General features: G+C 71.9%; 10 protein-coding genes. 8 read left to right on the top strand and 2 right to left on the bottom strand.

All coding sequences use genetic code 11. The features are described 5' to 3' along the window. Positions 1-9 precede the first annotated feature (9 nt). From ACFV9W_RS15850 to ACFV9W_RS15815, 8 genes are all read left to right on the top strand, one after another. Positions 10-444 (top strand): hypothetical protein, encoded by a 435-nt coding sequence (locus ACFV9W_RS15850; protein ID WP_385760533.1) that lies wholly within the window; start codon positions 10-12, stop codon positions 442-444. A gap of 24 nt (positions 445-468) precedes the next feature. Further along, positions 469-1,347 (top strand): TatD family hydrolase, encoded by an 879-nt coding sequence (locus tag ACFV9W_RS15845; protein ID WP_385760530.1) that lies wholly within the window; start codon positions 469-471, stop codon positions 1,345-1,347. A 79-nt stretch (positions 1,348-1,426) separates the two neighbouring features. Beyond that, complete coding sequence (locus ACFV9W_RS15840; protein WP_385760527.1) at positions 1,427-2,737, top strand: ubiquitin-like domain-containing protein; 1,311 nt, start codon at positions 1,427-1,429, stop codon at positions 2,735-2,737. 743 nt (positions 2,738-3,480) lie between these two features. Continuing rightward, positions 3,481-4,347, top strand: a complete 867-nt coding sequence (gene rsmA, locus ACFV9W_RS15835; RefSeq protein WP_385760524.1) for a 16S rRNA (adenine(1518)-N(6)/adenine(1519)-N(6))-dimethyltransferase RsmA — start codon at positions 3,481-3,483, stop codon at positions 4,345-4,347. Positions 4,348-4,358: 11 nt separating this feature from the next. After that, entirely contained in the window at positions 4,359-5,240 is an 882-nt protein-coding gene (locus ACFV9W_RS15830) for a 4-(cytidine 5'-diphospho)-2-C-methyl-D-erythritol kinase (protein ID WP_385760521.1), read from the top strand. Positions 5,241-6,071: 831 nt separating this feature from the next. Next, positions 6,072-7,880 (top strand): ABC-F family ATP-binding cassette domain-containing protein, encoded by a 1,809-nt coding sequence (locus ACFV9W_RS15825; RefSeq protein ID WP_385760518.1) that lies wholly within the window; start codon positions 6,072-6,074, stop codon positions 7,878-7,880. Between the two features lie 174 nt (positions 7,881-8,054). Continuing rightward, complete coding sequence (locus ACFV9W_RS15820; protein WP_385760514.1) at positions 8,055-9,674, top strand: PQQ-binding-like beta-propeller repeat protein; 1,620 nt, start codon at positions 8,055-8,057, stop codon at positions 9,672-9,674. A 249-nt stretch (positions 9,675-9,923) separates the two neighbouring features. After that, positions 9,924-10,613: a LuxR C-terminal-related transcriptional regulator gene (locus ACFV9W_RS15815; protein ID WP_385760511.1), complete on the top strand. Its 690-nt coding sequence runs from the start codon at positions 9,924-9,926 to the stop codon at positions 10,611-10,613. 256 nt (positions 10,614-10,869) lie between these two features. Here ACFV9W_RS15815 and ACFV9W_RS15810 read toward each other — a convergent pair whose 3' ends face one another. Then, the gene (locus ACFV9W_RS15810) at positions 10,870-11,172 is read right to left on the bottom strand and encodes a hypothetical protein (protein WP_385760508.1); all 303 of its coding nucleotides are present in this window, start codon (positions 11,170-11,172) and stop codon (positions 10,870-10,872) included. An 18-nt stretch (positions 11,173-11,190) separates the two neighbouring features. Beyond that, positions 11,191-12,873: a sodium:solute symporter family protein gene (locus tag ACFV9W_RS15805; RefSeq protein ID WP_385760505.1), complete on the bottom strand. Its 1,683-nt coding sequence runs from the start codon at positions 12,871-12,873 to the stop codon at positions 11,191-11,193. Between the last annotated feature and the right edge of the window lie 22 nt (positions 12,874-12,895).

Here is a 12,895-nt window from a genome sequence, read left to right as displayed (position 1 = left end):
GGAGCTGGCATGAGCGAGTTCGCAGTCTCCAAGACAGCCATTGGTGCACAGACGCCCCCGGCGCCCAATCGCAGCGCGGCGACATCCGTCGTTCACGAGGCGTACGCGTTCGCCTGCATGCGGTGCGGGCACGGCTGGGAGCAGTCCTACGAGATCGAGCACCACGTCGACGGGGAGGGTGCGGAGTTCGTGATGTACGTGGTCAAGGGCGAGCGGGTGCCGTCGCCACTGACCCGGCCCACGTGCCTGAACTGCGGGGGCCATGTCGTGCGCATCATGCGCTCGGGCCGGGTCTCCTCCGCCCATGACGCGCTGCAGCAGCACCGCACGCCGCAGGCGGGCCCCGTGGAGATGCCGGAGCCGGACGCGGCGGAGCGCGAGGGGCACCACTGGCACCTGTCGGACCTGCTGCACCCCTTCAGCCACCACAAGCGGGACGAGTGACACCGGCTTCGTAGGATCGGGGGCATGAGCCCAAGCACCAAGGACGTCACCCCGCCGCCGCTGCCGGCGCCCCTCGAGGTCGAGGTCGCCGACTCCCACACCCACCTGGACATGCAGGAGGGCAGCGTGGAGGGGGCGCTCGCCAAGGCGGCGTCGGTGGGGGTGACCACGGTCGTCCAGGTGGGCTGCGACCTCGCGGGCTCGCGGTGGGCGGCCTCCGTCGCCGAGGAGCACGCGCGCGTGCACGCGACCGTCGCCCTGCACCCCAACGAGGCGCCGCGCATCGTGCACGGCGACCCCGACGGCTGGTCCCGGCAGGGCGCGCGCGAGCCGCTCGGCGACGCCGGGCTCGACGAGGCGCTCGCCGAGATCGACCGGCTCGCCGCCCTGACGCACGTGAAGGGCGTCGGCGAGACCGGCCTCGACTACTTCCGTACAGGACCCGAGGGCAAGGCCGCCCAGGAGAAGTCCTTTCGCGCGCACATCGAGATCGCCAAGCGGCACGGCAAGGCGCTCGTCATCCACGACCGCGAGGCGCACGACGATGTGCTACGCGTCCTCAAGGAGGAGGGCGCGCCCGAGCGCACCGTCTTCCACTGCTACTCCGGTGACGCGGACATGGCCCAAATCTGCGCGGAGAACGGCTACTTCATGTCGTTCGCGGGGAACGTGACGTTCAAGAACGCGCAGCCGCTGCGCGACGCCCTCGCCGTGGCCCCGCTCGAACTGGTCCTCGTCGAGACGGACGCGCCGTTCCTGACGCCCGCCCCGTACCGCGGTCGGCCTAACGCCCCGTATCTCATTCCGGTCACGCTGCGGGCCATGGCCAAGGTCAAGGGCGTCACGGAGGAAGCCCTCGCGACGTCGGTCTCCGCCAACACCGCGCGCGCCTTCGATTACTGAGCGATAACGGTCACGGGCGCTCGCGTCCGGTCACCTCCGGGCAAAGTCGCCACGCAGAGTAGTCGCGTGGCTTTGGAGGGTGACGAACGCTCCGCTAGGTTCTGCTCGCCCGATCCGCCCCTCCCCGGGGGCGGAACCCGTGAGTGCCTGGAGCGTCGTCGTGAGCATTACGCCGCAGGAGACGTACGAGCGGTACGAGCCGTACCGGAGCCCCGAGGCGGAGACCGAGGTCCTCGCCCCGGCGCCGACCGGCGGGCGGGCCGCCGCCCGGCGCGCCGCACGCCGCAAGAAGGTGGCGCAGCGCCCGGAATCGCTGCGCAGGCTGCTGCCGCAGGCCCTCGTCGTCGCGTTCCTCGCGGGCGGCACGTCCGCGTTCGTGGCCGACGACAAGGCGATCCACCTCAGCGTCGACGGCAAGGAACGCACCCTGCACACCTTCGCCGACGACGTCACCGAACTCCTCGCCGACGAGGGCGTGGACGTCGGCGACCACGATGTCGTGGCGCCCGGCGAGGGGGCCGAACTGACCAGCGGGGACGAGGTCGCCGTCCACTTCGGGCGGCCCGTCAGGCTCACCCTCGACGGGCAGCGCCGCGAGGTGTGGACGACGGCACGGACCGTGCACGGGGCGCTCAGGCAGCTCGGCGTGCGGGCCGAGGGCGCGTACGTCTCCGCCTCCCGCTCCCAGCGCATCGCCCGCCACGGCCTCGACCTCGACGTCCGCACCGAGCGCAGCGTCACGATCATGGCCGACGGCAACCGCCGCACCATCCGCACGAACGCGGCGACCGTCGGCGAGGCCGTCGAGGACGCGGGCATCACGCTGCGCGGGCAGGACACCACGTCGGTGCCGCAGAGCAGCTTCCCGCGCGACGGGCAGGTCATCACGGTGATGCGGGTGACGGGCGAGAAGGAGGTCCGCGAGGAGCCGATCCCGTACGCGACCGAGCGCACGGACGACGCCTCGCAGTTCCAGGGCACCGAGGTCGTCACGCGGGCCGGTGAGCCCGGCATGAAGCGGGTCACGTACTCGGTGCGCACCGTCAACGGGGTCCGGATGAAGCCGCGCCGTGTGCGGCAGGAGATCGTACGGGAGCCGCGGACGCAGCAGGTCAGGGTCGGTACGAAGCCGATGCCGACGTCCGTGGCCGGGGCGGACTCGCTCAACTGGGCGGGGCTCGCGGCATGCGAATCGGGCGGCCGCCCGAACGCCACGGACGCGACCGGTACGTACGGGGGCCTCTACCAGTTCGACACCCAGACGTGGCAGAGTCTCGGCGGCTCGGGCCGCCCCCAGGACGCCCCCGCGGCAGAGCAGACGCTCCGCGCGAAGCGGTTGTACGTCAGCCGGGGCGCGACGCCGTGGCCCCATTGCGGTTCCCGTTTGTAGCGGCGCCGTGGATGCGGCCTCGGGGCGGGTTCTGCCGTCCCGGCGTTACGGCCTCGGGGCTCCGCCCCGGACCCCGCGCCTCAATCGCCGGCGGGGCTTGATGTGCCCATCCGGCGCAGGGGCCTGATGTGCCCGCGCGTCGCAGGGGCCTGATGTGCCTGCCCGCCACAGGGGTTCAAGTTGGCCTGCCGCCCCGCGGGCAATCGCCCGGCGCCCGCCCATCTCCCACCCACCCGCCCCCTCCGGGGGCGTCGGCCTCGCGGGGTGCCGCCACCACCTGGGGCGAGCCGTTGCCAGGCCCGGCTCCCCGGCCCGCGACGGTCGACCGCCGCCTTGGGTATTCCGCTGCCCATCACGCCTCCCCACCCGCGACGGTCGACCGCCACCGACTTGGGCAATCCACCGCCGGAACGGCTCCCCACCCCTTGCGGTCGGCCGCCACCGACTTGGGCAATCTGCCGCCGGCACGGGCACCCACCCGCGACGGTCGGCCGCCACCGACTTGGGCAATCTGCCGCCGGAACGGCTCCCCACCCCTTGCGGTCGGCCGCCACCGACTTGGGCAATCTGCCGCCTTGGGCGGCAGGGTGGGCAAGGCGGCGCCCGGTGCAGCGCAACGACAACAGGGGCCCCGGCCACGGCTGAGGCCAGGAACCACGGTGCCGCGCAACGAGTGGCACGGCCCCAGCCGCGAGGCCCCGGCGCCGCGCCGCAGAGGCGAAAGGCCCGGCTACCCTTGAACGGTGAGCACCAGTGACCCCCAGGGCCCCCTCCTCGGCGCCGCGGACATCCGCGAACTCGCCGCGGCACTGAACGTCCGGCCGACCAAGCAACGCGGCCAGAACTTCGTGATCGACGCCAACACCGTCCGCCGCATCGTCCGCACCGCGGACGTGACCGAGGACGACGCCGTCGTAGAGGTGGGACCCGGCCTCGGCTCGCTCACCCTCGCCCTCCTCGAAGCGGCGCGCCACGTCACGGCCGTCGAGATCGACGACGTACTGGCCTCGGCCCTGCCCGCCACCATCGCGGCCCGCCTCCCGGCCAAGAAGGACTCCTTCGACCTCGTCAACATGGACGCGATGCAGGTCACGCACCTGCCGGGCCCCGAGCCCACGGCCCTCGTCGCGAACCTCCCGTACAACGTCGCGGTCCCCGTCCTGCTCCACATGCTCGAGAGCTTCCCGACCATCGAGCGGACCCTCGTGATGGTGCAGGCCGAGGTCGCCGACCGGCTCGCCGCCGGGCCCGGCTCCCGCGTCTACGGCGTCCCGTCCGTGAAGGCCAACTGGTACGCGGAGGTCAAGCTCGCCGGCCGGATCGGCCGCAACGTCTTCTGGCCCGCCCCGAACGTCGACTCCGGCCTCGTCTCCCTCGTGCGCCGCACCGAGCCGATCCCCACCACCGCGTCCCGCCAGGAGGTCTTCGCGGTCGTTGACGCCGCCTTCGCCCAGCGCCGCAAGACGCTGCGCGCGGCGCTCGCCGGGTGGGCGGGTTCGGCGCAGGCCGCCGAGGAGGCGCTGGTCGCGGCGGGCGTCTCTCCGCAGGCGCGCGGTGAGGCGCTCACCGTCCACGAGTTCGCCCGCATCGCGGAGGCCAAGCAGCAGTGACAGCGACATCGGTGACCGTACGCGTACCCGCCAAGGTCAACGTCCAGCTCGCGGTCGGCGGCGCCCGCCCGGACGGCTTCCACGACCTGGCGAACGTCTTCCTCGCCGTCGGCCTCTACGACGAGGTGACGGTGTCGGCGGCGGACTCCTTCGCCCTCACCTGCACGGGCCCCGGCTCCGACCAGGTCCCCCTGGACCGTACGAACCTGGCGGCACGCGCGGCCATCGAGCTGGGGCGCAGGTACGGCATCGCCCCCGACGTCCGTATCCACATCGCCAAGGACATCCCCGTCGCCGGCGGCATGGCGGGCGGCTCCGCGGACGCGGCGGGCGCGCTGGTCGCCTGCGACGCGCTCTGGGGCACGAACGCGTCCCGCGCGGAACTCCTCGACATCTGCGCCGGGCTGGGCAGCGATGTGCCGTTCAGCCTGGTCGGCGGGGCGGCGCTCGGTACGGGGCGGGGCGAGAAGCTCGAACCCCTCGACGTGGCCGGGCAGTTCTGGTGGGTGTTCGCGGCCGCGGACGGCGGGCTGTCCACGCCGGCCGTCTACCGCGAGTTCGACCGCCTCAGCCCCGACGCCCCCGAGCCCGTCGCCGCGCCCGCCCTCCTGGAGGCGCTGCGCACCGGCGACGTCGAGGCCCTCGCGGCCACGGTCACCAACGACCTCCAGCCCGCGGCCCTCTCCCTCTTCCCGTCCCTGAAGGACACCCTCGCGGCCGGTACGGCGGCGGGCGCACTCGCCGCACTGGTCTCCGGCTCGGGCCCGACGACGGCCTTCCTCACGCCGGACGAGGCCTCGGCCCGAGCGGTTGCGACGGCGCTGACCGGCGCCGGCGTCTGCCGCACGGCCCACGTGGCCCCGTCCCCCGCGCCGGGAGCCACCCTCCTCTGACCCGAGGCCCTCGTTGCGCGGCACCGGGCCCTCCGCGGCACCGGGTCCCTTCGCGGTACCGGGACCGGCCCCTGCGGCCTCTGTTGCGCGGCACCGTGGTTCCTGACCTGGGCCGTGGCCGGGGCCCCTGCTGTCGTTGCGCGGCACCGGGGGCCGCCTTGCCCACCCTGCCGCCCCAGGCGGCAGATTGCCCAAGGCGGGGCGGCACCCGCCGTCCCGGGTGGGGAGCCGTTCCGACGACGGGAGACCCAAGGCGGGGCGGCCGGCCGCCGCAGGTGAGGAGGCGTTCCGGCGGCGGATTGCCCAAGTCGGGACGGACGGCCGCAATGGGTGGCGGATTGCCCGAGGCGGTGGCGGTTGGCTGTCGCGGGTGGGGGCCGGGTCTGCGGCGGCCCGTCCTAGGCGGTTGCGGCCGGCCGCAACGGGCCGGGGAGCCGGGCCTGGCAGCGGTGCCCCGTGGGGCCGACGCCCCCGGAGGGGGCGGGTGGGTGGGAGATGGGCGGGTGCCCGGGCGATTGCCCGCGGGGCGGCGGGCCAACTTGAACCCCTGTGGCGGGCGGGCACATCAGGCCCCTGCGACGGGTGGGCCGCTCAAGCCCCTGCGGCGTTTGAGCAGCGGGGTCCGGGGCGGAGCCCCGTGGCCGTAACGCCGGTTCGGCAGAATCAGCCCCGCTCTTGGACGAGAGCCCGCGGAGCCCCGAGGCCGCAACGCCGGTTCGGCAGAAGCAGCCCCGCTCCAGGACGAGTGCCCGCGGGGCCCGGGGCGGGACCGGCACCATCGGCGAGCCGACTACGCTGGAAGACTGGCCCACCCACCCGGAGCGGAGCGTAATGGCAGTCAATCTGGTCAACGTCGAGAACGTCTCGAAGGTCTACGGCACCCGTGCCCTCCTCGACGGCGTCTCCCTCGGCGTACAGGAGGGCGACCGGATCGGCGTCGTGGGACGCAACGGAGACGGCAAGACCACCCTCATCCGGATGCTCGCCAAGCTGGAGGAGGCGGACACCGGCCGCGTCACCCACAGCGGCGGCCTGCACCTGGGCGTGCTCACCCAGCACGATTCGCTCGACCCGAAGGCCACCGTCCGCCACGAGGTCATCGGCGACATGGCCGACCACGAGTGGGCGGGCAGCGCCAAGATCCGCGACGTACTGACGGGCCTCTTCGGCGGCCTCGACCTGCCGGGCTTCCCGCAGGGCCTGGACACCGTGATCGGCCCCCTCTCCGGCGGCGAGCGGCGCCGTATCGCGCTCGCCAAGCTCCTCATCGCCGAACAGGACCTGATCGTCCTCGACGAGCCGACGAACCACCTCGACGTCGAGGGCATCGCCTGGCTCGCCCAGCACCTGCGGGCCCGCCGCTCCGCCCTCGTCTGCGTCACGCACGACCGCTGGTTCCTCGACCAGGTCTGCACCCGCATGTGGGACGTGCAGAAGGGCGACGTCTACGAGTACGAGGGCGGCTACAGCGACTACGTGTTCGCGCGCGCCGAGCGGGAGCGGATCGCCGCGACCGAGGAGGCCAAGCGGCAGAACCTGATGCGCAAGGAGCTGGCCTGGCTGCGCCGCGGCGCCCCCGCCCGCACCTCCAAGCCGCGCTACCGCATCGAGGCCGCCAATGAGCTGATCGCGGACGTGCCCGAGCCGCGCGACAAGAGCGAGCTGATGAAGTTCGCGAACGCCCGCCTCGGCAAGACCGTCTTCGACCTGGAGGACGTGACGGTCACCGCGGGCCCGAAGGTGCTGCTCAAGCACCTGACCTGGCAGCTCGGCCCCGGCGACCGCGTCGGCCTGGTCGGTGTGAACGGCGCGGGCAAGACGTCCCTGCTGCGCGCCCTCGACGAGGCGGCCCGCAGCCAGGGCGACGTACAGCCCGAGGCGGGGAAGATCGTCGTCGGCAAGACGGTCCGGCTCGCGTACCTCTCGCAGGACGTCACCGAACTCCCGGCCACACTCCGCGTACTGGAGGCCGTCCAGCAGGTCCGTGACCGCGTCGACCTCGGCAAGGGCCGCGAGATGACCGCGGGCCAGCTGTGCGAGCAGTTCGGCTTCGCGAAGGACAAGCAGTGGACGCCGGTCGGCGACCTGTCCGGCGGCGAGCGGCGCCGGCTGCAGATCCTGCGCCTGCTCATGGACGAGCCGAACGTGCTGTTCCTCGACGAGCCGACGAACGACCTGGACATCGAGACGCTCACGCAGCTGGAGGACCTGCTCGACGGGTGGCCCGGCTCGATGGTCGTGATCTCCCACGACCGGTTCTTCCTGGAGCGCACCACCGACAACACGTACGCCCTGCTCGGCGACGCCACGCTGCGGATGCTGCCGCGCGGCGTCGACGAGTACCTGGAGCGCAGGCAGCGGATGATCGAGGCCGCGTCCCCCGCCCCCGCGGCCGCCCCCGCCGCGGCCGAGAAGGCGGGCCCCTCCGCGGCCGATGCGCGGGCCGCGAAGAAGGAACTCCAGAAGGTCGAGCGGCAGATGGACAAGATCTCCGAGAAGGAGGCCAAGCTGCACACGCAGATCGCGGACAACGCCACCGACTTCGGGAAGGTCGCGAAGCTCGACGCGGAGCTGCGTGATCTGGTCGCGCAGCGCGAGGAGTTGGAGATGCGCTGGCTGGAGCTGGCCGAGGACGCGTAGCGCAGCGCACCGCGGGCCGGTCCTCCCCTGGGTACGGGGAAGGGCCGGCCCGTCGGCTGTCGGCCGCGCGTGACAGACGCGAGTGATAGAAAAGGGCCGCCGGGACGAGAACGTGCGATCCGGCCCACGGCGACTGGCCTTGCCGAAACTCAACGTCCCCGAGGTACCCAGGTCATGACCCAGCCACCCCCGCCCCGCCCGCCGAACGAACCCCCGTCCCCGCAGGGCGAATTCGGCGCCCCACCGCCCATGCCGCCGTACACCGCCCCCGGTTACGGCACCCTGCGCACCCCGCTCCCGCCCGAGGCCCGCGCCCGGCTGGCGCTCCAACAGCCGTACGAGCAGCCCCAGTACGGCCCCCCGAGGCCGCCCACCCGCAAGAAGGTGCCGCCGCTCGCGCTCGTCATCGGCGCCGCGGTCGCCGCCCTCGCGCTGATCGTCGGCGGTGGCTTCCTCTACGTGACGCGGTCGGGCGACGGCCCGGGTGCGGGCGCCACGGGCGACAAGGGCGGCGACGGCTTCGAGGGTCCCGTGGCGGAGCGGGCCCCGGCCGACCCGTCGGCGAAGGTGACGCTGCGGCTGCCCGCGCCGAAGGTGGCGAAGCGGCAGGTGGACAGCGTCCAGGGCTCCTGGCTGACCGACGAGACGTACGCCAAGGCGGGCGTGAACCAGCTCGTCGGGTACGACGCCGCGAGCGGCAGGAAGACCTGGACCCTCCCGCTGTCGGGGCAGACGTGCGCGGGGACGGACACGGTCACCGACGGCGCGCTCGCGGCCGTGGTCAGCGAGGCGGGCAAGCGGAACGCGAACGGCGACCACAAGCCGTGCAGCCAGATCACGGTCTTCGACGTCAACACGGGTAAAGAGCGCTGGACGCAGAGCCTGGGCCAGGGCTCGAACCGGCGGATCTTCGAGGAGCTGTCCCTGACGGGCAACACGCTCGCGGCGGGCGGCGGCCTCGACGGCGGCGCCGCCTTCGACGTCAAGACGGGCCGCATCCTGTGGCAGCCCGACACGGGGGAGTGCCAGGACCTCGGCTACCACGGCGGCGCCCAGCTCGTGACGGTCCGCAAGTGCGGCACCTACGGCGAGCACGCGACGTACGACGTCCAGCTCCTGGACCCGGTGACGGGCCAGCCCAGGTGGTCGTACAAGCTCGCGAAGGGCCTCGCCTACGTGAAGGTCCTGTCCACCAAGCCGGTCGTCTTCGGCGTGGGCAGGGGAACCGACGCGGCGGGCACCATCACCGACGTCTTCGCCCTGGACGGCCGGGGCCGCCTCGCGAGCAGGTTCGCCGTCGACCCCAAGAAGTACGACTTCGGCTGCGAGGTCGGCAAGACCGAGGGCTGCGCGAAGGTCACCGTCGGCGACGGGCGGATCTACTTCGCGACCCGCCCGCACGAGAGCGAAGGCGGCGCGGGCCCGGCCAACGAGATCGTGTCCTACTCCCTGGAGACGGGCAAACGCACGGGCGACCGCGTCACCGGAGGCGACCACCCCGACATCTTCCCGGTGCGCATGGACGGCGGGAACGTCCTGGCGTTCACGACGGGGTCCGCCGACAAGGGCAGCCGGATCGTCACGATCGACCCCCGCACCCTGAAGCGGTCGACGTTGGTGGAGACGCCGGCGACGCGCGAGGTCCGGGACATGATCAACGGCATCGCGCCGGGCCGCTCGAATTCCGAACTCCGCTATTCCCGGGGCAGACTGTTCCTCGGCCAGCCCCTGATCGGCGAGCCCTACGCGGACGGCGACAAGCGGTACACGGCGATCGGTTTCGGCACCGGCTGAAAACGGTCGCGAAGTCGCCCTGAACGAAGGGCGCTTGGTGCTGGCTTTGCGTTCCTGTACCCCCAAACATCCCTCAATGCACTGGATTTCAGCATTCAGGGCCGCTTCTGGCCGGTAGGGGGCGCGCAACCTCGAACAAGCGTGTAGCTTCCGGGGGATGAAGGAGGACGGGGAGTCGGGGGGCTCGCCTGTCCTTGGGGGGCCCGGGGGTTGGAGGAGACTCCCGGGGTCGATTGGGGGGTTGGCCCGATGGGAGTGCGGCTGATGGTGGTCGATGACCACCGACTGCTGGCCGAGGCGTTGGCCTCGGCCCTGAAGCTGCGCGGGCACCGGGTGCTCGCGGCGGCCGCACCGGCGGCCGGAGCGGCGGACCTGGTCATCTCGCGGGCGCCCGAGGTCTGCCTCCTGGGCACGGCGACCCCGGCGGAGCCGGGCACCTTCGACCCGGTCGTCCGCATCAAGCGCGAGCGCCCGCAGGTGGCCGTGGTGGTGCTCGGCCCCGTCCCCTCGCCGAGAGGCATCGCGTCGGCCTTCGCGGCGGGCGCCTCCGGCTACGTACGGCACGACGAGCGCATAGAGGGCGTCGAGCGCGCGCTGATGAAGGCGCGGGCGGGGGAGGCGGCGGTCGCCCCGGCGCTGCTCCAGGGCGCGTTCGGGGAACTGCTCAACCCGGCGGCCCAGCCGGACGACGAGGGGCAGCGGCTGCTCCAGATGCTCACGCCGCGCGAGGTCGAGGTCCTGGTGCGGGTCGCGGACGGCGAGGACACCCGGCTGATCGCGGCGGGCATGGGCATCGCCCCGTCCACGGCCCGTACGCACGTCCAGCGCGTCCTGATGAAGCTGGGCGTCGGCTCCCGCCTGGAGGCGGCGGCGCTGGCGGCCCGCACGGGCCTGCTGGACCGGGCGGGCCCGGTGGGCTCGCCAGAACCCGAGTCCTGAGCTACAGTTGATCTTGTTGGTCACCGCAACTCGCGGTGAACGACCACGCGTTGGTGGTCCAAGGAAAGACGCCCCGCTTCCTGCGGGGAAATGCAGGTGCAAGGCCTGCCCGGCGCTCCAGCAATCAAGGCCCGTTCCGCTCAGGCGGGGCGGGCCTTGTGCGTTGTGCGGTGCGGCCCACGGCATGCGAAGGGCCGGAGCCCCACCGCTCTCCCAAGTGGTGGGCTCCGGCCCCGGTTTCACGGGGTGGGCGGTGCTACTCGGATGCCTCCGCCAGTTCCTCCGCCGTCGGCGGGACCGTGGGGCGCAGCTTCATCCAGATCAGGAAGAAGAGGCCGAGGAGCAGCATGCCGATGCCGGTCCACAGGTTGATGTTGATGTCCTGGGCCTTCTTGAGGTCGGCGTCGGACGCCGTGAAGCCGGCGATCGTGACGATCACGCCGTACACCACGAAGAGGCCGCCGATGATGCGTCGCACGTCGAAGAGGCGGGCGGCCGTCGCCGACTTGGCCTCGAGCTCCTTCACTTCCTCGACGTGCTGGTTCATTTCGTCGCTCATGTCGTGTTACCTCGGACCTCAGAAGGAGAACGGGATGTAGCAGATGGTGGCGAGGATGATCGCTCCCCAGCCCAGCAGGGCCGGCTTGCGGTACCAGGCGTCGTCACCCTCGGCCGGCGGCTCCTCCATGCCCGGCGACTTCGTGCCGTACACGAGACCGGCCAGCTCCTCGGCGGGCTTGGACTTGGTGCAGAGCGTGACCACGAACATCACCACGGCGCCGACCACGAACGCGACGATCGACGAGACGAAGTTGGCGCCCTGGTCCGAGGGGATCGAGATGACGCCCTGCTTGTAGAACCAGAAGTAGTTCACCATCGCAGCCACGGTGCCCGTGAGCAGCCCCCAGAAACCGGCGGCGGGCGTCGTGCGCTTCCAGAACATGCCGATGATGAAGACCACGAACAGCGGGACGTTGAAGAACGAGAACAGCGTCTGCAGGTAGTTCATGATGTTGCTGAAGCTGCCCGCGATGAACGCGGTGCCCATGCCGATCACGACGCCGACGGCGGTGACGACGCGGCCGGTCGCCAGGTAGTGCCGGTCGCTCCGGCCCTTCTTGATGTACGCGGCCCAGATGTCGTTGGTGAACACCGTGTTGAAGGACGAGACGTTGGCCGCCATGCCCGCCATGAAGGCGGCGAGCAGGCCCGTCACCGCGATGCCGAGGACACCGTTGGGGAGCAGGTCGCGCATGAGGACCGGGATGGCGTCGTTGTACTGGAGGCCGTCCGCGGACTTGCCGATGGACGGCTCCATGACCAGGGCGATCAGACCGGGGATCACGACGACCATCGGGATGAGGATCTTCGGGAACGCGGCGATCAGCGGCGTGCGCTTGGCGGCGGAGAGGTTCTTCGCGGACAGCGCGCGCTGCACCTCGGCGAAGTTCGTCGTCCAGTAGCCGAAGCTCATCACGAAGCCGAGGCCGAGCACGAGGGTCAGCCAGTTGGCACCGAGCGGGTTGGCGTCGCCGATGCCCGTGCCCTGCCACGCCGTCATGAACGAGTCACCGTGCGAGCTGGTCAGCGAGTCGGAGATGCCGTCCCAGCCACCGACGCGCTTGAGGCCGACGATCGTCAGCGGGATCAGCGCGGCGAGGATCACGAAGAACTGGAGCACTTCGTTGTAGATCGCCGACGACAGGCCGCCGATCGTGATGTACGCGAGGACGAAGAGGCCGGCGATGACGATCGCCACCCACTGCGGCCAGCCGAGCAGCGCCTGGAGCACCAGGGCCATCGCGTACAGGTTGACGCCCGCGATCAGCACCGAGGAGACGGCGAAGATGATCGAGGAGAGCAGGTGGGACGAGGGTCCGAAGCGGTGCAGCAGGAACTCCGGGACGGAGCGCACCTTCGACGAGTAGTAGAAGGGCATCATCACCAGGCCGAGGAAGACCATGGCGGGGATGGCGCCGATCCAGTACCAGTGCACGGTGTAGAGGCCGTACTGCGCCCCGTTCGCCGCCATGCCGAGGAGCTCGGTGGCGCCCAGGTTCGCGGCGACGAACGCGAGACCGGTGACCCAGGCGGGCAGGGAGCGCCCCGACAGGAAGAAGTCGAGGCTGGTCTTCACGGACCGGCGAGCGGCGAAGCCGATGCCCAGCACCACGACGAAGTAGATCGCCATGATCGCGTAGTCGAGGCCATTGGTGGGCAGCCGGAGCCCCTCGGCCAGGGTTGTTGTGGGGGACAGCATGGAGGAATCTCGCTTCGTTGCG

Origin of the sequence: Streptomyces sp. NPDC059897 (assembly GCF_042730865.1) — a bacterium.
Lineage (GTDB): Bacteria > Actinomycetota > Actinomycetes > Streptomycetales > Streptomycetaceae > Streptomyces.
This window is presented reverse-complemented; position numbering and strand designations above follow the sequence as displayed.